General features: G+C 48.6%; 19 protein-coding genes. 5 read left to right on the top strand and 14 right to left on the bottom strand.

All coding sequences use genetic code 11. The features are described 5' to 3' along the window. Window positions 1-34: 34 nt before the first annotated feature. Window positions 35-898 carry a LysR substrate-binding domain-containing protein gene (locus tag ACXAG2_RS01940; protein WP_474864195.1) on the bottom strand — a complete coding sequence of 288 codons (864 nt, stop codon included), beginning with the start codon at window positions 896-898 and terminating at the stop codon, window positions 35-37. A gap of 143 nt (window positions 899-1,041) precedes the next feature. On the opposite strand from ACXAG2_RS01940, the gene ACXAG2_RS01945 reads away from it, so the two are divergent. Continuing rightward, complete coding sequence (locus tag ACXAG2_RS01945; RefSeq protein WP_474864197.1) at window positions 1,042-1,959, top strand: DMT family transporter; 918 nt, start codon at window positions 1,042-1,044, stop codon at window positions 1,957-1,959. A gap of 74 nt (window positions 1,960-2,033) precedes the next feature. On the opposite strand, the gene ACXAG2_RS01950 is transcribed toward ACXAG2_RS01945, so the two are convergent. The 3 genes from ACXAG2_RS01950 to seqA all read right to left on the bottom strand — a co-directional run bounded on the left by ACXAG2_RS01950 (window position 2,034) and on the right by seqA (window position 7,032). Further along, a complete protein-coding gene (locus tag ACXAG2_RS01950) occupies window positions 2,034-4,523 on the bottom strand; it encodes a glycogen/starch/alpha-glucan phosphorylase (RefSeq protein ID WP_474864199.1) in 2,490 nt (829 codons plus the stop codon). 225 nt (window positions 4,524-4,748) lie between these two features. Beyond that, the gene (pgm, locus tag ACXAG2_RS01955) at window positions 4,749-6,401 is read right to left on the bottom strand and encodes a phosphoglucomutase (alpha-D-glucose-1,6-bisphosphate-dependent) (protein ID WP_474864201.1); all 1,653 of its coding nucleotides are present in this window, start codon (window positions 6,399-6,401) and stop codon (window positions 4,749-4,751) included. A gap of 43 nt (window positions 6,402-6,444) precedes the next feature. Then, window positions 6,445-7,032, bottom strand: a complete 588-nt coding sequence (gene seqA, locus ACXAG2_RS01960; RefSeq protein WP_119501736.1) for a replication initiation negative regulator SeqA — start codon at window positions 7,030-7,032, stop codon at window positions 6,445-6,447. A 197-nt stretch (window positions 7,033-7,229) separates the two neighbouring features. Between seqA and ACXAG2_RS01965 the strand changes: the two genes are divergently transcribed. Genes ACXAG2_RS01965 through ACXAG2_RS01975 form a run of 3 tightly spaced genes read left to right on the top strand, consistent with a single transcriptional unit; the run spans window position 7,230 to window position 11,135 of the window. Continuing rightward, window positions 7,230-8,147 carry an AAA family ATPase gene (locus ACXAG2_RS01965; protein WP_474864203.1) on the top strand — a complete coding sequence of 306 codons (918 nt, stop codon included), beginning with the start codon at window positions 7,230-7,232 and terminating at the stop codon, window positions 8,145-8,147. A gap of 7 nt (window positions 8,148-8,154) precedes the next feature. Then, complete coding sequence (locus tag ACXAG2_RS01970) at window positions 8,155-9,117, top strand: DUF58 domain-containing protein (protein WP_474864205.1); 963 nt, start codon at window positions 8,155-8,157, stop codon at window positions 9,115-9,117. Further along, window positions 9,114-11,135 carry a transglutaminase TgpA family protein gene (locus ACXAG2_RS01975; protein WP_474864207.1) on the top strand — a complete coding sequence of 674 codons (2,022 nt, stop codon included), beginning with the start codon at window positions 9,114-9,116 and terminating at the stop codon, window positions 11,133-11,135. The genes ACXAG2_RS01970 and ACXAG2_RS01975 overlap by 4 nt, the downstream gene beginning before the upstream one ends. Window positions 11,136-11,677: 542 nt before the next feature. On the opposite strand, the gene fusA is transcribed toward ACXAG2_RS01975, so the two are convergent. The 5 genes from fusA to ACXAG2_RS02000 form a co-directional block, all read right to left on the bottom strand. Continuing rightward, window positions 11,678-13,765: an elongation factor G gene (gene fusA / locus ACXAG2_RS01980; RefSeq protein WP_474844490.1), complete on the bottom strand. Its 2,088-nt coding sequence runs from the start codon at window positions 13,763-13,765 to the stop codon at window positions 11,678-11,680. A gap of 166 nt (window positions 13,766-13,931) precedes the next feature. Then, window positions 13,932-15,008, bottom strand: coding sequence for a 23S rRNA (cytidine(2498)-2'-O)-methyltransferase RlmM (gene rlmM / locus ACXAG2_RS01985; RefSeq protein WP_474864209.1), 1,077 nt, complete (start codon window positions 15,006-15,008; stop codon window positions 13,932-13,934). Then, window positions 15,001-15,381 carry a DUF423 domain-containing protein gene (locus tag ACXAG2_RS01990; protein WP_474844492.1) on the bottom strand — a complete coding sequence of 127 codons (381 nt, stop codon included), beginning with the start codon at window positions 15,379-15,381 and terminating at the stop codon, window positions 15,001-15,003. The genes rlmM and ACXAG2_RS01990 overlap by 8 nt, the downstream gene beginning before the upstream one ends. Then, entirely contained in the window at window positions 15,375-16,007 is a 633-nt protein-coding gene (locus tag ACXAG2_RS01995) for an alpha/beta family hydrolase (protein WP_474864446.1), read from the bottom strand. Before ACXAG2_RS01995 ends, ACXAG2_RS01990 begins: the two co-directional genes overlap by 7 nt. Then, window positions 16,000-16,899: a transcriptional regulator GcvA gene (locus tag ACXAG2_RS02000; protein WP_119501744.1), complete on the bottom strand. Its 900-nt coding sequence runs from the start codon at window positions 16,897-16,899 to the stop codon at window positions 16,000-16,002. Before ACXAG2_RS02000 ends, ACXAG2_RS01995 begins: the two co-directional genes overlap by 8 nt. Before the next feature lie 216 nt (window positions 16,900-17,115). Between ACXAG2_RS02000 and ACXAG2_RS02005 the strand changes: the two genes are divergently transcribed. Then, window positions 17,116-17,382, top strand: coding sequence for a hypothetical protein (locus tag ACXAG2_RS02005; RefSeq protein WP_474844493.1), 267 nt, complete (start codon window positions 17,116-17,118; stop codon window positions 17,380-17,382). Window positions 17,383-17,449: 67 nt separating this feature from the next. On the opposite strand, the gene kdsA is transcribed toward ACXAG2_RS02005, so the two are convergent. From kdsA to prfA, 5 genes are read right to left on the bottom strand one after another with little or no spacing between them, the layout of a single operon-like run. Then, complete coding sequence (gene kdsA, locus ACXAG2_RS02010) at window positions 17,450-18,304, bottom strand: 3-deoxy-8-phosphooctulonate synthase (RefSeq protein WP_474864211.1); 855 nt, start codon at window positions 18,302-18,304, stop codon at window positions 17,450-17,452. A 14-nt stretch (window positions 18,305-18,318) separates the two neighbouring features. Then, window positions 18,319-18,693, bottom strand: a complete 375-nt coding sequence (locus ACXAG2_RS02015) for a SirB2 family protein (RefSeq protein ID WP_474864213.1) — start codon at window positions 18,691-18,693, stop codon at window positions 18,319-18,321. 13 nt (window positions 18,694-18,706) lie between these two features. Next, window positions 18,707-20,263 (bottom strand): DUF3369 domain-containing protein, encoded by a 1,557-nt coding sequence (locus tag ACXAG2_RS02020; RefSeq protein WP_474844496.1) that lies wholly within the window; start codon window positions 20,261-20,263, stop codon window positions 18,707-18,709. 52 nt (window positions 20,264-20,315) lie between these two features. Next, window positions 20,316-21,161 carry a peptide chain release factor N(5)-glutamine methyltransferase gene (gene prmC / locus ACXAG2_RS02025; RefSeq protein WP_474864215.1) on the bottom strand — a complete coding sequence of 282 codons (846 nt, stop codon included), beginning with the start codon at window positions 21,159-21,161 and terminating at the stop codon, window positions 20,316-20,318. Beyond that, on the bottom strand, window positions 21,161-22,246 hold the full coding sequence (prfA, locus tag ACXAG2_RS02030) for a peptide chain release factor 1 (RefSeq protein ID WP_474864216.1): 1,086 nt from the start codon (window positions 22,244-22,246) through the stop codon (window positions 21,161-21,163). The genes prmC and prfA overlap by 1 nt, the downstream gene beginning before the upstream one ends. Window positions 22,247-22,251: the final 5 nt, after the last annotated feature.

The following is a 22,251-nucleotide window of genomic DNA, read 5'->3' on the forward strand; positions in this document are numbered from 1 at the left end:
CATTCGATAAAAATGAAGGGGAATAATGGAATGGTTAGTTTACCGCACCGGGCGCGGCTAATGCACAATCAATGAACGCAGAAATAGCGCTGGATGGATTGTCTTTCCGGTACACCAGATACGTTGGTGCGAAGGCAATATCTTCATCTACGGTTTTCAACGTTAACCCTTCGGTTTGATGCAATGCCAGTACCGAACGCGGTACCATGGCAAGCCCCATGCCTGCGATAACACAGCCAATCATGGTGAAGTGACTGGGGATCTCCGTAACTCTCTCGCAAATGTGATTGTGTCTGGCGAGCCACTTTTCCAATCGATGGCGGTACGAGCAGCCACGGCTGTAACCAACCATGGTCAACGTTTCCGGCAGTGCAGTGTTATTTTCCCACTCACGGGGCAAGATGAGCACTAACTCTTCTTCAAAGCATTTCACCCGTTCCAGTCTTGGATCGTCTGGCGGATCCGATGCCATCACCAGGTCAAGTTCACCGCTGAGTACTTTCTCCACCAGCGGCATCGATGCATTGGCTGTCAACTCGAGTTGTACCGCAACATACTGACGATGAAAACGTGCAAGAATACCGGGTAAACGGGAAGCGGCACTGCTTTCCATTGAACCCAGCCGCAACAAACCGCCCGGTTCTGCAAGGGTTAATTCAGCAATAGCCTGTTTCTGAAGTTGTAATATCTTACCGGTGTAATCCAACAATCTCAGACCGGCAGAAGTTACTGTTAAACGGTTCCCTTCCCGCAGAAATAAATCTACGTTCAGCTCCCCTTCCAGTTTCTTTAACCTTGCCGTGACGTTGGACGGTACCCGGTGAAGAGATTCTGCCGCCCTGCTGACGCCCTTGTGCTCCACAACAGCCTTAAACACCACCAGATCTGAAATGTCCATCAGCAAACCTTACCATTCAATTAATATGAAAGAAATCTTCTCATTTATTCATTATTAATGAAATAACTAATCCCTTATACTTTTGAACAAGCATTAAGGTAATGATTGCCTGATACCGGAAAATTGCACCACGGAGAACCACCATGACAGCGCAAAACAGCGCCAGCCAGAACACACTGAAGGGGTTAGGTTATGCCCTTGCTGCCGTCCTCATATGGACAGGATTCATACTCATCAGTAAAGCAGGAGCCGTATCATCCATGGCAGTGCCGGATATGCTGATGGTGCGCTTCGGTACAGCTTGCCTGCTGTTCTCGCCGTTTATCTATAAGCACCGCAAGGTAATATTCCAGTGGCGTATGTTTGTGCTCGGCGCGATTGGCGGCGTGGCATACGGCGTATCGGTTTTCACCGGTTTCGCCCTTGCACCGGCCACTCACGCGGCATTATTGCTACCGGGATTAATGCCAGTCATGATTGCAGTACTTGCCTATTTCATCGCAAATGAGAGACATCGTCTTTCATCACAAATCGGTATAGCACTAAGCAGCACCGGAATTATTGCTCTGCTAGCTGAAACGTTGCTCGCAGACAGTCACTACTTGTCCGGCGATCTGAGTTTTGTCATTGCCTGCTTATTCTGGGGAATTTTTACGGTATTGCTGAGACGGTGGCAGTTCGCGCCGTGGCACGCCACGCTGGGTATCATTGCGACCACGACCATACTGTTCGTGCCGGTATACATTCTGTTTCTGCCACATAATATTGCGCAGCAAAGTTTTGAAATGCTGGGCCTGCAGGCTTTTTATCAGGGTGTCATGGCTACAACCGTTCAAATGGTTTTGTATGCCCGCGCCGTGCATATTCTCGGCGCAACCAAAATGGGTGGCTTAATGGCACTGGTGCCGGTATTTGCCAGTACGCTGGCTGTACCCATGTTCAATGAACAATGGACAACTGGCCTGTCTGTTGCCCTGGTGATGATATTAGCCGGCACACTGGTAAGTAACCTGCCCGCGTCATTTTTCACCAGAAAGCGTAAGGCCGCAGCCGCCTGCTGAGCAGGCCAGACCGTTAAAACAAAAAAGCCCGGCATCTTTTCAGATCCCGGGCTTTCGTTGTTCGTACTATAAATTTACTTTACAGAACAGGATGAAAGCTTCCAGATACGCTCAACATAATCATTGATTGAACGGTCTGAAGTGAATTTACCCATCTTCGCTGTATTGATAATGGCCATTTTCGCCCAGCGCTCTTTGTCACGGTACGCCTCATCCACCAGGATCTGCGCGTCGGAGTAAGCACGGAAATCAGCCAGTACCATGTACGGGTCGCCGTGATCCAGCAAGCTTTGTTTGATGGATACTAAGGCACCCGGCTTGCCAGGAGTAAAGTAGTCAGTCTCCAGCCAGTCCAGTACCGCTTTGATTTCAGGATCACGGTAATAGTAATCCAGCGGCTTGTAGCCTTTTTCTTTCAGCTCATGCACTTCATCAACGGTGAGACCAAAAATGAAGATATTGTCGTCACCCACTTCTTCGGCGATTTCGATGTTAGCGCCGTCCAGCGTACCAATAGTCAAAGCACCGTTCAGAGCCAGCTTCATATTGCCGGTACCGGATGCTTCTTTACCAGCAGTACTGATTTGCTCTGATAAGTCAGAAGCCGGAATCATTTTCTCAGCTAACGATACGCGGTAATTCGGCAGGAATACCACTTTGAGCTTACCGTTCACCCGCGGGTCGTTGTTGATCTTATCAGCCACTTTGTTGATAGCGTAGATGATGTCTTTCGCCAGTTTGTAACCGGGCGCTGCTTTCGCACCGAAAATAAATACACGCGGGTGCATGTCGTAATCCGGATTTTCCAGCAAACGACGGTACAGCGCCATGATATGAAGCAGGTTCAGGTGCTGACGCTTGTACTCGTGCAAACGTTTAATTTGCACGTCGAAGATAGCATTCACATCCACATCAATGTCCAGCGATTGCTTGATTTCCTGTGCCAGCAGCTTCTTATTTTCCAGTTTCACTTTCATGAACTGTTTCTGGAATGTTTTGTTGTCAGCATACTTAGACAAACCATCCAGCTTTTTCAGATCCAGCGGCCAGTCTTCACCGATTTTTTTATCGATCAGGTTAGATAACGCAGGGTTGCAGGCTTTCAACCAGCGACGTGGCGTAATACCGTTGGTCACGTTGGTGAGTTTACCCGGCCACAGCGCATCAAACTCAGGGAACAGGTTCTTTTTCACCAGTTTAGAGTGAATTTCTGCTACACCGTTTACGGCGAAAGAGGCAATAACAGACAAATTACCCATGCGAACCATCTTCTCATTACCTTCTTCGATAATGGACAATTTCGCTTTTTTCGCATTGTCACCCGGCCACTTCTTGTCAACCTCAGCCATGAAGCGGTGGTTGATTTCGTAAATGATTTCAAGGTGACGGGGCAGGATCTTCTCGATCATGCGTGCAGGCCATTTTTCCAGCGCTTCCGGCAACAGAGTGTGGTTTGTATAAGCAAACACTTTGGTACAAATGCCCCAGGCGGTATCCCAGTCAAGCTCTGCACGGTCAACTAAAATACGCATTAATTCAGGGATCGCGATAGCCGGATGGGTATCGTTAAGCTGAATAACGACCTGATCAACAAAACGGCTCCAGTCATCACCGTGGGCACGCTTGTAACGGCGGATGATGTCTTTTAATGAGCATGAACAGAAGAAATACTGCTGGATAAGACGCAGTTCTTTACCCGCTTCGGTTTCATCGTTAGGGTAAAGTACTTTAGAAATGGTTTCTGCCTGTACGTTCTCACGTTGGGCATCCACATAACCACCGGCATTAAATACGTCCCAGTTGAAGTAATGAGATGATTCACTCTTCCACAGACGCAGTACGTTAACGGTATTACCGCCGTAGCCCACAACCGGGATATCCCACGGTACACCTTTTACAATTGAGCCCGGGTGCCATTCTTTTTGAATGCGCCCATTGTCACCGTACTTAGTTTCAACATAGCCATATAAGGACACTTGCTGAATCGATTCAGGACGACAAATTTCCCACGGGTTGCCGAAGTCGCGCCAACTGTCCGGACGCTCAATCTGTGCGCCGTTTTGTATTTCCTGACGGAACAGGCCGTGCTCGTAATGAATGCCGTAACCGATTGCCGGTAATTCCATGGTCGCCAGAGAGTCGATAAAGCAAGCAGCGAGACGGCCCAGGCCACCATTACCCAGTGCCATGTCAGGCTCTTCTTCCATAACATCAGCAAGTTCTACGCCTAACTCGTTCAGCGCTTCATTGGCAACATCATACAAACCAAAATTCTGCAGATTGTTGGAGAGTAAACGGCCCATCAGGAATTCTGCAGAGAAATAATGAACAGCACGTGTATCGTTTAAGTAATGGGTTTTCTGGGTTTTACGTAAACCCTCAAGCACCTGTTCCTGCATAGCAGCACAAGTCGCCTTCCACCAGGCGTGATTATTCGCTTTGTTTTCATCTGTTCCCAGCGTGCAATGCAGGTGACGGATAACAGCTGATTTAAATTCGTTTTTACTACCGGCGCTGACGGCCACAGGGGCAACCGTTTTCGCTTTAGTGGTTTTCGCGTTCATATCAGTTCTCACTTTACTTTGGCGATGTAAACTGGCTACAAATTAGCCTTACACTGTAATTAAATTACACAATGAAATATCGATATGGCAGCAATATAGCAGCGTTAAAAACGTTTTTTTGTAAAATGTTTGTTAATTTTCAAAAAAAATGGGCTGAATTTTAAAATTCAGCCCATTTATTAACAAAAATTTTACACCTTAATCATCATATTAAAACATTTGCATTTATTTGATGATTTTTGCTACCAGTTCTTCCGCTTCTTTGATGAGAGATTGTAAGTGACTTTCACCATTAAAACTCTCTGCGTAAATTTTATAAATTTGTTCAGTACCGGAAGGTCGTGCGGCAAACCATCCGTTTTCAGTGGATAACTTCACTCCCCCGATGGCAGCATTATTGCCGGGAGCATGAGTTTGCACTGAAGTAATTGACTCACCGGCGAGGGAGTCGCTGGTCACCACAGACGCATCCATGGCGGACAGCTTCGCTTTCTCATCCAGGCTTGCAGCAACGTCGACCCGCTGATACACAGGCGAACCGAATTTCTCAGTCAGCGCTTCATAATGCTCACCGGGATCTTTACCGGTGACAGCAAGTATTTCAGCTGCCAGCAGACACATAATAAAACCGTCTTTATCCGTGGCCCAGGTTTGACCGTTGCGCTGCAGGAAAATACCGCCGGCACTTTCCTCGCCTGCGAAGGCGATTTCACCGTCGGATAATCCACCCACAAACCACTTAAAGCCCACCGGCATTTCTGCCAGTTCACGACCCAGGTTCGCGGTGACTCGGTCAATCATTGAGCTGGATACCAGAGTTTTACCTACTTTCAGGCTTTCCGGCCAGTCAGGGCGGTGGCTGTACAGATAATTGATAGCTACGGCCAGATAGTGATTAGGGTTCATAAGGCCTGCAGCAGGACAAACAATACCATGTCTGTCGAAGTCAGGATCGTTACCCCAGGCAAGGTCAAACTTGTCTTTCAGATCGATAAGACCGGCCATTGCATAGGCAGAAGAACAGTCCATTCTCAGCTTGCCATCTTTGTCACGACGCATGAAGCCAAACTGAGGATCAACCTTGTCGTTCACAACCGTGATATCAAGGCCATATTTTTCGCTGATACGCTCCCAGTAACCGACTCCCGCTCCGCCTAAGGGATCGGTACCGAGTTTAAGCCCGGCTTTTGCAATCGCTTCCATGTCCACAACTTCAGCGAGATCGTCTATGTAAGCTTCCATGAAATCCGCTTCCACAAACTTCCCTTCTGCCCGTGCCTGTTGCACATTCATTCGCTTCACGTCTTTATTGCCCGCAGCGATAAGTGCATTAGCACGTTTTTGAATGACAGAGGTCACATCGCCATCAGCGGGTCCGCCATGGGGCGGGTTGTATTTGAAGCCACCGTCAGAAGGCGGATTGTGAGAAGGCGTAATGACAATACCGTCAGCTAAGTTCGCAGAACGTCCACGGTTATAACGAATAATGGTGCGGGAAATAACCGGCGTGGGTGTGTAGCCGCGGCTGGCGTTATCCGCCTGTTGGATCACTACATCAACACCGTTGGCACTTAACACTTCAATCGCAGTGATCATTGCCGGTTCTGACAATGCATGGGTATCTTTACCAATATACAGCGGTCCGTCGATGTCTTCTGACTGACGGTACTCTGCTAACGCCTGGCAAATTGCAGCAATATGCGTGTCTGTGAACGTTGTATTTGCTGCTGTGCCCCTGTGACCTGATGTACCAAAACTGACAGCTTCTGCCGGCGAGTCAGCATCAGGGACATAGGTAAAATATTGGGTGATAAGTTCTGCAACGTTAATCAGTTGCTCCGGAGCTGCGGGTTCTCCTGCCTGCGGATGTAATGCCATTTTTCGTCCTTTATTAAAGTGAGCGTCTTGCTAACCAGGGGTATTAAGCAAATTTAGCGATAACCGTTTGCGTGGCTTCGTCGCTGTATCCCAGTGTTTTCATTACCTGTTCCAACATCGCTACTTTCTTAGCAGTGTTGTTATTTGTTACTACCCAGTAGGGTGAGTCAGGAATAGATTTAGGGTTAGTACTGCTTCCCGTACTCAGCAACGCGTCTTTGCTGGTTGCGAAATAAATACGATTTTTACCCTTAATTTGTTCAACATTTGCAAAGGCATCGCTGTGCAAATCATGAAGTTCAGACAGAATAAACAGAAACAGATCAACCCGTTTGGTGTACTGCGCCAGTGCAGCACTGGTGAGTCTGGCTTCGATATCTCCGCTGCCGTGCTCTACAGCAAGGGGGGCAGAAACCGTTGTTGACTGTGACGGTGTTTTCGTTTGACGGGCTTTAACAGGAGCCGCTTTTTTCACCGCGGGAGCCGCCTTTACAGGTGCTGCTTTTACTTCGTTACTTTCAGCATCACCCAGCAGTAAACGACGCAGGATGTCCGACGCATTTTCGCCGATGTGTTTTGTCTGACTTGCTATAAACGTATACAGCTCATCATCAATTTCAATGATTTTCATATGGTACTTCCTTAATAAACCGGTCCATTATAGACAACAAGGATATTGATAACAGCACTAAATCAGGTTCACTCAGGTAATTTATATCACCCGGCGCAGACACCGTGTCTATACTCAGGTATCAACAGGATAACAGCAATTCCTTTCAGAATTGCTAGCATGTATAAATAAGGACAAACCGGTTGCGGGAAAACCCCATGCGAACAGAATTTCAGACGATCACAGACGCACTGTCAGAGCATATTATTGGCAAGCCTCAACAGCTGAAGCTGGCTGTAACCTGCCTGCTGGCAAAAGGTCACTTATTGATTGAAGACTTACCGGGCATGGGCAAAACCACTTTGTCTCATGCGCTGGCAAATGTATTCGGCTTGTCTTATTCCCGTATTCAGTTCACGTCAGACTTACTGCCCGCAGATATGCTGGGGGTGAACGTGTTCGATCAGCAGCAGCACGAATTCAGGTTTCACCCCGGTCCGGTATTCAACGAACTGATTCTGGCAGATGAAATTAACCGCGCGTCACCGAAAACACAAAGTGCGCTACTTGAAGCCATGGAAGAAAACCAGGTCAGCGTCGACGGCACCACCTATCCGCTGCCCTCACCTTTTTTTGTTATCGCCACTCAAAACCCGGGGTATCAGAGCGGAACGTATCCCTTGCCTGAGTCACAGCTGGACCGTTTCCTCATGCGTATATCTCTGGGATACCCTTCAAGAGAAGCGGAAAAAGCCATGTTGCAGCAGCAAGGTGGCAGAGAACAAGGTCCGCTGGCGGAAAAAATTGATCCCCGCTCACTGCTCCGCTATCAACAGCAGGTCAACGATGTGCATTGCAGTGAAGCAGTACTGGAATACGTGCTTAACCTGGTAAATCAGAGCCGGGAACAAAGTGGTTATCCGCAACCCCTCTCCCCCAGGGCAAGCCGTGCCCTGTTAAACGCAGCAAAAGCCTGGGCATTCATTCACGACCGCGACTACATCGTCCCTGAAGATGTTCAGGCTATTTTTGCCGCCGTGGCGGAACACAGATTACGGGGTACTCATCACGAGTCCATCGAAGAAAATACACTGAGTAAGCGGTTGCTGAACAGTGTGGACCCGCTGGCAGCCTGAAAAGCGGATGATGAGAAAAACTTTCGGAGCATGGTCTTTAAAATGGCTGGCTAAGAGAATGCCGCCGGACACTGCTCATCAGTTACATCATGGTAATATCTTCATCTTTCCGGGTACTTTCGGCTGGTTTTACCTGATGATGACCGCCTGTCTGTTTCTGCTTGCGGTTAACTATCAGAATAATCTTCTGCTTTTTCTTTGCCAGTTTCTGTTGAGTCTTTTCCTTATTACTTTGTTCACTGCCTACAAAAATATCTCAGGAATACGATTGTCAGCAAGGGAGCTAAAGCCGGTGTTCGCCGGCGAAAATGGATTTATGACGGTAGATATTACCGCCGCTGAAGGAAAATCTCTGCGGGGACTGATGGAAATCAGATGGTACGGTGATATTGACCGCAGCACGTTGGATCTCGAACAGGAAAAAAAATCTCATCTTCTGGCAATACAGGCAGATAAACGGGGCATCATGAGATTGCCCAGAGTGACCGTCATCTCCTCTTTTCCCCTCGGACTGGTGAAATGCTGGACCCATCCTGATTTTAATCAGACGCTGTTAGTCTATCCGCAGAAAAAGCCCGAGCACGCCGATCTGTCTCAATGGTATGCCCGCAGCGGTACCGGCAAGCAGGTGCAAAATGGCACCGATGACTTCTTTGCACTGCAGCCCTGGCAGAGCGGAGAGCCGTTAAACCGCGTTGCATGGAAACGGGTCGCCAAAGGCGGTGACCGTGTAAATAAGATTTTCACCGATCAACAGCCGGTCAGCGGCTATCTGGATATCCATCAGTTACGCACGGATACAGAGACGGCGCTGTCGGTGCTGAGCTGGCAGGTCACTCAGCTGTCAGCAACCGGCACACAATTTGGCCTGAAACTGGATAATCTGGTTATTCAGCCGGGCTGCGGACAACAGCACAAACAGGCCTGTTTAAAAGCTCTGGCCCTTTTCCGTCAGGACACACCGTCATGATGCCTGTAAGCCTGCCGATTGCGGGGAACCGTGAAAGTATGCTGACTTCCGTTTTCTTTGTGGTGCTGGCAGCCTCCCTGTTCAGCGATATTCATTTGTGGGTACTACTGCTTTGTTTATGTGCCGGCATTGTCAGAGGATTTTTGTTTCTCGGCTGGTACAACCATATGCCCGGAAAGCGTATGGTCAACTTACTTGCCCTGCTGGCGGGAACAGCACTGATCACCACCAGTGACGGTATGGATTTCCTGCATATTATGGTTAACCTGCTGCTGCTGGCCTGTGCGCTAAAATTAATGTTGTTAAGTAAGCGACGGGATTTCTATCAACTTTTTATCTGCGCCATATTCCTGCTGGCCTGCGGTTTCATTTTCTATCAGTCGCTGGCCCGTACCTTATTTTACGGCATCCTGTTTCTGTTCTTACTGTATATTCTGTTGTCTGCTCACACACCGTCGTCAACCAGACAATTCAGACAAAAGAAAACCTTTATTCTGTTCTTTCAGGCGTTGCCTCTTGCTGTTATTTTGTTTGTGTTTATGCCCCGGCTTCCCCCTTTATGGAAAATGCCGGAAGGCAAATCCACAGAAACCGGGCTGGCAGAAACCATTACGCCGGGTGACATTGCCAATCTCGCACAGTCTGAAAAGCTGGCATTCAGTGCCACATTCTCAACGCCTGTTCCGGTCAGAGAACAGCTTTACTGGCGTGCACTGACGCTGGAACATTTTGACGGAAAATCGTGGTCAGTCAGTGAAACAAGGCAATACGCAGAAACCCAATTGCGGTATATGAATAAGCCGTTCCGGCCGGCCCTCAGCGGTGAGCCTGTCCGCTATGAAGTCATTGCCGAACCCACCAAAAAATCCTGGTTATTTGCATTAGACACAGCTGTACCGGACAGTGCAGCCAGTCAACGGGAATTGTGGCAGGGCTGGCAATACCAGCTAACATCAAGACAGCCACTGTTCAGCCGCTATGCTTATTATGTTGCCTCCTACCCTGACTCCCCGCGAAGTCAGGGGAATGCGGCGCTGGACAATACGCTGAACCTGCAAGTGCCGGAAAGAGGTAATGAGAAAACCAGGGAATGGGTACACGGGCTCAGAGAGATGCATCCTGATAACCGTGCATTTGTTTCAGCACTGATGCGTTATTTTAATGACAAGCCTTACAGTTACACGTTAACACCACCGCCCATGCTTAATGATCCGGTAGACAGTTTCCTGTTTGACCATCAACAGGGGTTTTGTGCTCATTATGCCAGTGCGATGACGTTTGCACTGCGGCTTGCCGGTATACCCGCCCGCATTGTGACAGGTTATCAGGGTGGCACACCTATCAATGATGAAACCGTCAATGTGTATCAGTACGACGCTCACGCCTGGGTAGAAGCAAAAACTGACGGGGTGAGCTGGCAAAGCTACGATCCGACAACCATGGTTGCGCCTTCACGAATTTTCGACGGTTTTGAGCAGGCAGCAAGATTCTCGACAGAAATTCATGGCGATCACCCGCTAAACGGTATCAGCCAGCTAGCGTTCTTCGATGCATTGCGCAACATGAGTGCACAAATGGATTTTCTCTGGAGCCGCTGGTTTTTAGGCTATAACAACGATAAACAAACGGACATTCTAGACCGTATTTTAAATGGTATAACGCCGTTAAAGCTCAGCTTATTAGCCGCCGGCCTGCTCTTGTTCACAGGTGCGCTGCTGGTTATTTATTTTGTACCGGGATGGCAACGAAGTCACATTGCCAGAGAAAAGAAGTACTATCTTGGCGCGGTTGAGAAACTGGAACAAAAATTTAATCTACGAAGGGAGAACCGCAGTCCGGGACAATTCTATGAATACTGTAAGCATAAAGTGCCGGAGGCTATAGCAAACGATCTCGCCAGTCTGACCAGATTGTTTGAACAGTATCAATATCATCCTCATCAGGCTCCTCCGGCAACGGCGATTCGTGAAGCCGCGAAACAACTCTGCCGGCGGGTGCGAAATACTGCCCGTCATTAAAGCTGACCACATCCATGCCATAATACCGCTGAAAACGACAGCTTTCCGCCAGAGTTTGCCGCGGGTAATAAGGTACATAGCTGACAGTAGCGTGGCTGCAATACTCATGGATCCCTTCAGCCAGTTCTGATGACTGCCCTGCAAGCAACCATAACTCAGCAATTTTACAGGGGCCGGCATAGAATATAATGCAACGTGCTGTGATGATGACTTTGGTTACCCGGCTGACAGGTACAACGACTGCCGCTTCCAGCCTGAGCAGTGAGGCGACGGTAGGATAAATGGCGATGGTATCTTTACCGCCCTGCTTCCCTTTGCGAAGCATAGACTTGTACCAGGCGTTTCTGAACCATAACCAGTAGACGATAAAGCCGAGGGGGATCACTGTCGCTAGTGTGTGAACAATCCATTGCATAACTCTCTCCTTTAAGCCGCTTAAATGTATCAGCTGCCGGAGTCGTCGCAAGTACAGGTTTAGTACAGTTTTACCAGCCATAAAAAAACCCGCCGGATGGCGGGTTTTTTAAAGCTTTCAAGAAGAATTACTTAGCGTTTTTACGCGCTTTCGCTTCTTCCATTACTTTTTCAGCTACGTTCTGAGGACATGCTGAGTAGTGGCTGAACTCCATAGAGAACTGGCCACGACCAGATGTAATAGTACGCAGGTGACCGATGTAACCGAACATTTCAGACAGAGGTACATCTGCCTTAATGCGTACACCAGTCGCACCAGCTTCCTGGTCTTTGATCATACCACGACGACGGTTAAGGTCACCGATTACGTCACCTACATTGTCTTCAGGGCTGAATACGTCAACTTTCATCACTGGCTCAAGCAGTTGAGGACCGGCTTTAGGCATAGACTGACGAAATGCACCTTTCGCTGCAATTTCGAACGCGATAGCTGATGAGTCAACTGCGTGGAAACCACCGTCGTACAGTTCAACTTCAACATCCAGTACCGGATAACCAGCCAGAGGACCTTCGTCCATCATACCTTTAAAGCCCTTCTCGATAGCCGGGAAGAATTCTTTAGGTACGTTACCACCAACAACGGTAGATTTGAACGTAAAGCCAGAGTTTTGCTCGCCTGGCTTGATACGGTAATCGATCTTACCGAACTGACCAGAACCACCAGACTGTTTCTTGTGCGTGTAGCTGTCTTCTACCGGAGTAGTGATAGTTTCACGGTAAGCAACCTGCGGCTGACCAACTTCCAGCTCAACGCCGTAAGTACGCTTCAGGATGTCTACTTTGATGTCTAAGTGAAGCTCACCCATACCTTTCAGGATGGTTTCGCCAGAATCTTCATCAGTTTCAACCTGGAATGAAGGATCTTCTGCAACCAGTTTACCGATAGCGATAGACATCTTCTCGTTAGCGCCTTTATCCTTAGGCTTAACAGCGATAGAGATTACAGGCTCAGGGAAGATCATTGGCTCAAGGGTACAAGGGTTCTTTGGATCACACAGGGTGTGACCAGTCTGAACGTTCTTCATACCTACAACAGCCAGAATGTCACCTGCCTGCGCAGAAGTCAGTTCTGTACGCTCATCGGCGTGCATCTCTACCATACGACCGATACGCTCAGTCTTACCAGTAGCAGAGTTCAGGATAGTATCACCCTTGTTCAGCTTACCAGAGTAGATACGGATGAAGGTCAGCGCACCGAAACGGTCGTCCATGATTTTGAACGCCAGAGCACGGAACGGCTCGTCAACAGATACAGTGGCAACTTCACCAGTAGGTTCACCAGTTTCTTCGTCAGTCAGCTCCTGAGGATCAACTTCTGTAGGAGAAGGCAGGAAGTCAATTACTGCGTCCAGTACCAGTTGGATACCTTTGTTCTTAAATGCAGAACCACAGTAAGTCGGGAAGAATGACATATCGCGTGTACCTTTACGGATACAACGCTTGATGTCTTCCAGAGAAGGTTCTTCGCCGTCCATGTAAGCCATCATCAGGTCATCGTCCTGCTCAACAGCAGTCTCAACCAGTTGCTCACGGTACTCGTTCGCTTTGTCAACCATGTCAGCAGGGATATCAACGACTTCGTAGTTTTCTGGCAGGCCAGAGTCATCCCAGATGTACGCTTTCATGTCCAGCAGGTTAACAACACCTTTGAATTCGTCTTCGATACCGATTGGCAGCGTCATTACCAGCGGGTTAGCAGCAAGTACTTTCTTAACCTGGCCAACAACACGGTAGAAATCTGCACCCATACGGTCCAGTTTGTTTACGAAGATTACACGGGCAACTTCTGATTCGTTAGCATAACGCCAGTTAGTTTCAGACTGAGGCTCAACACCGCCTGAACCACAGAAAACACCGATACCACCATCCAATACTTTCAGAGAACGGTAAACTTCAACTGTGAAGTCAACGTGTCCCGGAGTATCGATGATGTTCATACGGTGGTCTTTCCAGAAACAAGTAGTCGCAGCAGACTGGATAGTAATACCGCGCTCAGCTTCCTGTTCCATGAAGTCAGTAGTTGACTCACCATCGTGTACCTCACCAGTTTTATGGATTTTACCGGTAAGCTTCAAAATACGTTCTGTAGTGGTAGTCTTACCCGCGTCTACGTGGGCGAAGATACCAATGTTTCTGTAAAGAGATAAGTCTGACATTAGTTCACTTTCGTTGGTTCAGAGTAAAAAAACGGCGGGATTATAAAGGATTTCAATACCAGATTTATAGTCCTTTGCGAAAAAAGTCTAAAACTTATTCAGCAGTTCCGCGCCAAGCCTTTAATTTTACATTTAAAATCAATAAATTACCATCACAAGGCTTTATTTAAGCTTTTATGACAGTAACAGTAACCTCGTCGCGATTATGATAAAGGTGTCTGACTTTCATCCGAAAGCCGCCAGCTTTTTTGCCAAGTCGCGATTGTATTTCCCCGATAGCGGCCGTCACCGTGTCGTATCGTTTCTTCATTGGCAGCTTAAGGTTGAAAATCGCATGATCTGCCCAACCTTTTTCAAGCCACTCACTCATGAGTACCGCTACCCTGTCGGGGCGCTCTATCATATCACACACCAGCAAATCTACACGGCCAAATTTGGGCTTATAAGTAAAGCCGTCTGCCGCATAATGGTCCACTAATCCTGTTGCCATGAGTTCTTCGTCGATAGCACCGTTGTCAATGGCCTCAACGCCCATCTCGCGGATCACCAGCTGATACGTCCAGCCACCCGGACACGCCCCCAAATCTACCGCACGGGCGCCTTCACGGAAAATTTCGCGGCGTTCTTCATCGTCCAGCATGGTCAGAATGGCTTCCTCAAGCTTGAGAGTCGAGCGGCTGGGTGCTTTCGGCGGAAATTTCAGACGACAAATGCCGTTAGCAAAGGGACTTCGCATGGCCGGATAAGAATGGCCCACGAAACAATTGTCATAATCAGTGAAGAAAACATGCAATGCCCTGCCGTCTTCCCGTTCTTTATATGTTAGCGCTCCCTGCTTTCTTAAGCCTTGCCGCAGTGGCACAGTGAACTTCCGGCAGAATTTAGCCAGCGCTTTCCCTGCTTCAGTATCGGCATGCTCGACAAACAATAAGGTGTTTTTCCACTCATCCGTGTCTGCGTCGCTGATGGCGGCCAGTACCGGACCTGCCCGGTTCGATTTATCGAGATATTTAAGATGAGCGGTGACCACCACAATCTGACGGGGGAAAATGGTATCAGCCACAGCAAGACGCTGACCCAGCCGGTCTGCATCGCCCTGCTCATAAAAATGAAACAAAATGAAGCCCTGGTCAGGCGTAAATACCGGATACCCGTAAATACCGGCTTCAGAGGACAATGCTGTCAGTTCCCCGGCGGTATCAGCTTCATAACCACTGCGGCAATAAATCAGCAAACTATTCATGCCACTTTCCTTTTACCACACCGGTGATCAGTGCCACCCAGCCAATCATAAAGAATAAACCGCCAAGTGGCGTTACCGGTCCGAGAAAGCGCCATTCCAGCAAGGTGAGTAAGTAGATGCTGCCACTGAACAAAACAATGCCGGCAACAAAACAAATACCGGCAGTACTTAATAACCTGTTACTCACTGCGTGTCGCAGTGCCGGCAAAATCAGTAACGCCAGCGCATGATAAAATTGATAGTCCACAGCGGTATGCCATGATGTCAGTTGTGAATCGCTGAGTATTGACTTCAGCGCATGCGCACCGAACGCGCCAAATATCACCGCGGCCAGCGCAGCAATGGCACCGGTAAGTACAAAAGGTTTTAACATGAAGTAAGCCTGTTGATGAAAGCGGCTGAAGCTGAGGCCGCCTGCTGCATATGTTCGTTTAATGTATAACCGCTGGATTTACGGGGCTTGAGACTGTGATCGCCGTCAGCCAGATAATGCAAAGTGACCTGACCCGACAGGTTGTAACCGTCAACTTCGCTTTGCGTACCGAAGGTGTCCCGTTCACCCTGATTGATGAATACGGGTTTTGTCATCTTCACCAGGTGTTCCGTGCGCAGCTTTTCCGGCTTGCCGGGGGGATGAAAAGGATAACCAAATACCACCGCGCCTTTCGCCTCTGTTGCTTCAAGAATCATCGTCGACACACGACCGCCCATAGACTTGCCGCCGATAAATACCGGCGAAGAGCTATTCTCAGTCACCTGCTCTACCAGATCTTTATAAAAAGCTTCCAGTTTTTCTATTTTATCCGGTGGTCTTCTTTTACCGGTTTCCGCTATGGTCTGCATGTAGGGAAAATCAAAACGCGCCACCGTAATCCCCTGTGCTGCCAGTAAGGCAGCCATATCTGCCATAAAGGGAGACTGCATTCCCGCACCGGCACCATGAGCGAGGATCAAAACGGCGACCTCATTCTCTGCCCGGTCCGTGATCATGTCAGACATCATATTGTTCCTCTTCAACCTGCGCCAATATCCAGCTTCTGAACGCGGCGATTTTACCTAAATCTGCCTGCGCTTCATCACAAACCAGATAAAACGCATCCCGACTGGCGACTTTTTCTTCAAAAGGCATGATTAGACGGCCCGCATCCAGTTCCGGGCGGGCAAGAATAGTGTTACCCAGCGCAATGCCCTGCCCCAGCGCAGCCGCCTGGAGCACCAGCATGGAGTGACTGAACACCGGGCCCTGGTTTACATTCACGCCGGACACGCCGACACTTTTCAACCAGTTTTTCCAGGCCTCACGACTTAAATCGTGCAACAGAACATGGTGTTTCAAATCACTCAGGCTGTTCAACGGTTTAGGGCCGTTAAACAACATTGGAGAGCACAACGGAGTAAGGTACTCGGTATGCAGTTTATCGGCTTTCACACCGCTCCAGCGGCCCTTACCGTAATAAATGGCGACATCCACATCGTCTTCTAAAAACCCTTCATCGAAATCTACCGCTTTAATACGAACATCAATATCCGGATGCTCAATGCTGAAACGACTGATACGGGGTACCAGCCACTGGCTGGCAAAACTTGGCGGCATAGCAACGGTAATCGCTCCTTTACTGCCTTTTGCCAGCAATCGTTCTGTGGCTTCCTGAAGATGTTTAAAGATATCTTTCAGCTCAAGAAAATATGCCTGTCCTTCTTCAGTAAGGAGCAATGTCCGGTTGCGGCGAAGAAACAACTTCATTGATAAGAATTCTTCGAGCGCTTTAATTTGATGACTGACAGCAGCCTGGGTAACGAATAATTCTTCGGCGGCTTTGGTAAAACTCAGGTGCCTGGCGGCGGCTTCAAAGGCTTTCAGCGCATTCAGCGGCGGCAAACGTCTATGCACGCTTCCCTCCGGCAGCTAAATGACCAACGTGATAAAGCATTAGTTTTTCTAATCCTTAAACCCTACTTTTACTCGTTTTAAAGACGAGTAAAATCTGTTTATTATTCGCACGCTTTCAAAGCACAGCACTTTTCAATCAATCAGTTAGACAAGTGCAATGTTAACAAGAAAGCTTAATTTGTTAACGAATTTTAAATTAATTTTATTAGGTGTGATATGACTAAATTCAAAAAATTCTTCAGCCAGATGGCTGTTATCTTAGCGGCAACCACTGCTTACCCAACTATTTCTCAGGAACTGCCGGCTTCTATGCCTGTGGTACCTGCTATGAATACCCTTGAACTGTCTGTAGAAATGGTCAGTGTTCAGGAACAAGTTAAGGCTGCTCTGGCCGCAGAAGTGCAACAGCACGTAGCCAGTACACTTATCGCGATGAACGAAAAAGACAATCGCGACGCTAAGGAAGAAAACCGCAGCGAATAAGCCCTTTTTTCACACCTGATTCGGTGCCCGGCAACAGTGTTGCCGGGCACCGTTTTCAGCGTTTCATCTAGTTTGCACTGGTATCCAGCGTCGCAAACCCTTTTACTAACTCATCTAACGCTTTCATTTGCTGTAAATACGGTTCCAGCTTTGACAATGGCAACGCACATGGTCCGTCACATTTCGCTTCGTCCGGATTCGGATGCGCTTCGATAAATAAACCGGCAAGACCTAAAGCCATACCACTACGCGCCAGTTGCGCAGCCTGTGCACGGCGGCCATCTGCTGAAGTAGCTCTGCCTCCCGGCATCTGCAACGCATGAGTAGCATCGAAAATTACCGGTGCATACGCTTTCATTGCATCCATGCCCAGCATATCGACAACCAGATTGTTATATCCAAAGCAACTGCCCCGTTCACACAGAATCACCTTATCGTTACCGGCTTCCCCGAGTTTACCGATAATATGACGCATTTCATGGGGAGCCAGAAACTGAGGTTTTTTCACATTAATGACCGCACCGGTCTCTGCCATTGCCACCACCAGATCGGTCTGGCGGGCGAGAAAGGCCGGTAGCTGAATAACATCCGCGACTTCCGCCACAGGTGCCGCCTGATGAGGCTCATGGACATCGGTGATCACCGGTACATTAAAAGTAGATTTGATTTCTTCAAAAATCTTTAAGCCTTCTTCCATGCCCGGTCCGCGGTAAGACGTTACAGAAGAGCGGTTTGCTTTATCAAAAGAGGCTTTAAATACGTATGGAATGCCCAGCTGTGTCGTCACTTCCACATAGTGTTCAGCAATTTGCATTGCCAGATCACGGGATTCAAGCACATTCATGCCACCAAATAATACAAACGGCTTGTCGTTAGCAACAGTAATATCGCCAACCTGAATTTCAGTACGGGACTGTGTCATTATTTACTTCCAAATTAAAAAAACAACGGTTGCTTTGATATTGCAACCCTGGCGATTAACCCTAACCAGGTTAATGCACCGATAAAACCGATCCAGCGCAGTGGCTTGTTCCGCCCCCATTTAAGCGCAAACATCCCCATCAGAATATAGGCCACCAGCCCGACCACTTTGAAGGTCAGCCAGCCCTGCACAAACGGATACTGGCCAATAAGAAAACATAGCCATAGCGCACTGACCAGAAGGCAGGTGTCGATGACATGAGGGAGAATTTTAAGCCACTTTCTGGTCAGTAACTCACTGTTAAACTGGGACAGCATAAATCTGAAAATAAACAGAAATACACTGAGAGCGATGGCCGTAAGGTGCAAATGCTTAGCCATTAAATACATAACAACCTCTTTATTATTGTGATATGTCGTCCGCCAGCCGGCGTTGAATTTCTTCGAAACGGCCAATATTCGACAGCATATAGCTGACCAGCTGCGGATCAAAATGCCGTCCGCTTTCCGCCTTCAACGTGCTGACGGTTTTTTCCAGCGACCAGGCTTCTTTGTACGGGCGCTTGTTCATCAGTGCATCAAACACATCGACGATAGCCGCGATCCGGCTTTCCAACTGGATTTCTTCACCTTTCAGTCCTTCAGGATAGCCTTGTCCGTCCCACCGTTCATGATGTTCTTTAGCAAGTACGGAAGCCAGCTGAATGGTAGGACTGTCTGAGTCTTTTAATATCTGATAGCCAAATTCCGCATGCTGGCGGATGGCAAAACGTTCTTCTTCCGTCAGTACATCTGTTTTTGTCAGGATTTGTGATGAAATATGTGCATTTCCCACATCATGCAACGGAATAGCAAGCCGCAGCGTCATGATTTGTGCTTCGCCCAGCCCGGCATATCGTGCCAGTAACTCAGCCATATCGACCATCCGGCGGATATGCTTGCTGGTTTCACTGTCACGTTCCATGGCTTTACCCAACCGCTCAATGATTTCCCGCTGGGTGGTTTCCACTTCCTGACTGATAAGCACATTTTCAAATGCCAGCTGCACATTTTCTGAGAACAACTGCAATAAATGCATATTTGTTTCGCTGAGCTTACGGGGGATGCCGGATAAATACAGTAATGACCCCTTGTAGTGCTTACTGAAGCAGTAAGCCACCACATAATCTTCGCCAAAGATAATGCTCTGCTCTTTTAACGCCCGCTGGCACAACAAATACGCTTCTGCGGGCAACGCATCAATCAACGATTTCCCTTCCTGACCGGCATATTCGCCATTGCCGGCAAACACAAACAGTTCCTGCGGTAAAGACTGCGTGACGGGTCGCGGCACCGCCACGGCATTGGTGATATAGGCGGCGTCTTTGGAGAATCCGAGAATAGAGGAAAGTTGCTGAATGATACCCCGCATGAATTTTTCAAGGGATCGGGAAGTAAACAGGTCGGCGGAAGCATCAATAATTTTTTCAAGACCGGCGCGGCTTTCCTCAATCACGACGATATCGCGATACGATCGCAATGCCGCAATCATGACAGTAAACAGCTTCTGCGCGGTGAGTTCGGTTTTTGACTTGTAATCGTTAATATCATAATCAACAATCACATCCCGTTCCGGTGCCTGTCCGGGTTGTCCGGTCCGCAGAATGATGCGGGTAAAATGATTATCCAGTGTTTCTCTGATGTATTCTGCGACTTCAAGCCCGGCATTATCGGTTTCCATCACCACATCAAGCAGCACCACAGCCACGTCGTCATTTTCACGAAAGTAGGTTTTGGCTTCTTCGCCGCTGTAGGCGCTGACAAATTCCAACCGCTTATCATCCAGCACAAAATCGCTCAACGCCAGTTTTGTCACCGCGTGTACTTCCGGCTCATCGTCAACAATGAGCACCTTCCAGACGCCAAGTTCCTCTGTTAATTCCTCGTCGTCATCGTCCGCAAACAGGAAATCATCAGTCATTTACAGCATTCCATTTTTATAAAAGGCCGGTTAAAGCATACTGTAAGAGGAATTATTCGCAAGCAGGTCTTTTCGCAATAGTTATCCGGTCAAGACCGGCAAGATCAGCAAAGGTGTTTGCCATGGTGTAACCGCTGTCATTAAACAGTCCGCGGATTGCACCGCCCTGCTCACTGCCATGTTCAATAAGCAGCCATCCGCCTGACTTAAGACATACTGATGCCTGACTGATGATAAGCCGGATATCATCAAGCCCGTCCTCACCGGCGGTGAGTGCTGACAGGGGTTCGAAGCGGACATCACCTTGTTGCAGATAGTGACTGTCTGATTCCACATAAGGGGGATTGGTCACCAGCATATCAAACTGCTTATCTTTCAGGGCATCAAACCAGTGGCTGACGATAAAAGAGACGTTGGTGATGTGATTCAGTGCTGCATTTTGTTTAGCGAGGTCGACAGCCTCTTCAATGCGATCTGTACCGGTGACCTGAATGTCCGGTCTTTCGCTGGCCAGTGCCAGCGCCACAGCGCCTGTTCCGGTGCCCAGGTCACACACATTGCAAGGCTCAGAAGGAAGCAGTTCAAGCGCTTTCTCCACCAGCAGCTCGGTTTCCGGACGCGGAATAAGCGTGGCAGGATTCACATTGAGTGTCAGTGTCCAGAAGTCGCGGTTACCAGTCAGGTGCGCCACCGGCCGGCCTGTTTTTCTTTCACTGATAAGCTGTCTGAAGCGGTTAAGCTCCTCGTCCTTAAGTACTTTATCACTCCAGGTGTATAACCAGGTTTGTGTCTGGCCCAGTACATGGGCCAGCAGTACTTTTGCGTCGGTGGCAGGAGACTCTCCCCCTGCCAGCGCTTCTTTTGCCTGTTGAAGTGCACAGGCAATGGTGACTGACATTATTCGTCTGCCAGTGAAGCCAGCAGATCGGCCTGATGTTCCTGACGGATAGGATCAGCCAGCGCAGCCAGATCCCCTTCAATGACCTCATCAAGACGGTACAGGGTCAGGTTGATGCGGTGATCAGTCACACGGCCCTGGGGAAAGTTGTAAGTACGGATACGCTCAGAACGGTCACCACTGCCCACCAGATTGCGGCGGGTGGTAGCCTCTTCTTTCGCCCGCTTTTCTTCTTCGAGCTGATTCAGACGGGCCTGCAGTACAGACATGGCCTTAGCACGGTTTTTGTGCTGTGAACGCTCATCCTGACACTCAACCACAAGACCGGTTGGAATGTGAGTCATCCGGATAGCTGAGTCTGTTTTGTTAACGTGCTGACCACCGGCACCGGATGCACGGAAGGTATCAACACGCAGGTCTGCCGGATTAATTTCAACGGCTTCAGACTCAGGGATCTCAGGCAATACCGCGACGGTACAGGCTGATGTGTGAATACGTCCCTGGGATTCAGTTTCCGGCACACGCTGTACCCGGTGTCCGCCGGATTCAAATTTCATAATACCGTAAACGCCTTCACCGGAAAGATTAGCAATGACTTCTTTAAAGCCACCGTGCTCACCTTCATTCTGACTGACCACCTCTACGCGCCAGCCCTTTGATTCAGCATAGCGGCTGTACATACGGAACAGATCACCAGCAAAAATAGCCGCCTCATCACCGCCGGCACCGGCACGAATTTCCAAAAAGCAGTTGTGGTCGTCGTTGGGATCTTTAGGTAACAGAAGAATTTGCAGTTCGCTTTCAAGGCGTGCAATGTCTTCTTTTGCCTGCTTCATTTCTTCCTGCGCCATTTCGCGCATTTCGGCATCGTCTTCTTCCATCATTTCCAGCGCAGAAGCAAGATTTTCTTCAGCCTGCTGAAAAGCATTAAAGCCTTTTACAACATCTTCCAGCTGACTGAACTCTTTTGACAACGCGCGGAATTTATCCTGATTGGAAATCGTACCGGGATCACCAAGCAATGCCTGAACCTCGTCAAACCTTTCCACCAGGTTCTCGAGCTTTCTGGTCACCGATTCTTTCATATTCT

The organism is Alteromonas sp. ABH4_456, assembly GCF_056160645.1.

Coding starts and splice junctions, on each gene's coding strand:
- kdsA (WP_474864211.1), bottom strand. CDS start 18,304: ATGACACAGTCCCGTACTGAAATTCAGGTTGGCGATATTACTGTTGCT.
- ACXAG2_RS01965 (WP_474864203.1), top strand. CDS start 7,230: ATGCGAACAGAATTTCAGACGATCACAGACGCACTGTCAGAGCATATT.
- ACXAG2_RS02015 (WP_474864213.1), bottom strand. CDS start 18,693: ATGTATTTAATGGCTAAGCATTTGCACCTTACGGCCATCGCTCTCAGT.
- prfA (WP_474864216.1), bottom strand. CDS start 22,246: ATGAAAGAATCGGTGACCAGAAAGCTCGAGAACCTGGTGGAAAGGTTT.
- ACXAG2_RS01995 (WP_474864446.1), bottom strand. CDS start 16,007: ATGTCTGACATGATCACGGACCGGGCAGAGAATGAGGTCGCCGTTTTG.
- ACXAG2_RS01950 (WP_474864199.1), bottom strand. CDS start 4,523: ATGAACGCGAAAACCACTAAAGCGAAAACGGTTGCCCCTGTGGCCGTC.
- ACXAG2_RS01945 (WP_474864197.1), top strand. CDS start 1,042: ATGACAGCGCAAAACAGCGCCAGCCAGAACACACTGAAGGGGTTAGGT.
- rlmM (WP_474864209.1), bottom strand. CDS start 15,008: ATGAATAGTTTGCTGATTTATTGCCGCAGTGGTTATGAAGCTGATACC.
- prmC (WP_474864215.1), bottom strand. CDS start 21,161: ATGTCAGTCACCATTGCCTGTGCACTTCAACAGGCAAAAGAAGCGCTG.
- seqA (WP_119501736.1), bottom strand. CDS start 7,032: ATGAAAATCATTGAAATTGATGATGAGCTGTATACGTTTATAGCAAGT.
- ACXAG2_RS01970 (WP_474864205.1), top strand. CDS start 8,155: ATGATGAGAAAAACTTTCGGAGCATGGTCTTTAAAATGGCTGGCTAAG.
- ACXAG2_RS02020 (WP_474844496.1), bottom strand. CDS start 20,263: ATGACTGATGATTTCCTGTTTGCGGACGATGACGACGAGGAATTAACA.
- pgm (WP_474864201.1), bottom strand. CDS start 6,401: ATGGCATTACATCCGCAGGCAGGAGAACCCGCAGCTCCGGAGCAACTG.
- ACXAG2_RS01975 (WP_474864207.1), top strand. CDS start 9,114: ATGATGCCTGTAAGCCTGCCGATTGCGGGGAACCGTGAAAGTATGCTG.
- ACXAG2_RS02005 (WP_474844493.1), top strand. CDS start 17,116: ATGACTAAATTCAAAAAATTCTTCAGCCAGATGGCTGTTATCTTAGCG.
- ACXAG2_RS01990 (WP_474844492.1), bottom strand. CDS start 15,381: ATGTTAAAACCTTTTGTACTTACCGGTGCCATTGCTGCGCTGGCCGCG.
- ACXAG2_RS01940 (WP_474864195.1), bottom strand. CDS start 898: ATGGACATTTCAGATCTGGTGGTGTTTAAGGCTGTTGTGGAGCACAAG.
- fusA (WP_474844490.1), bottom strand. CDS start 13,765: ATGTCAGACTTATCTCTTTACAGAAACATTGGTATCTTCGCCCACGTA.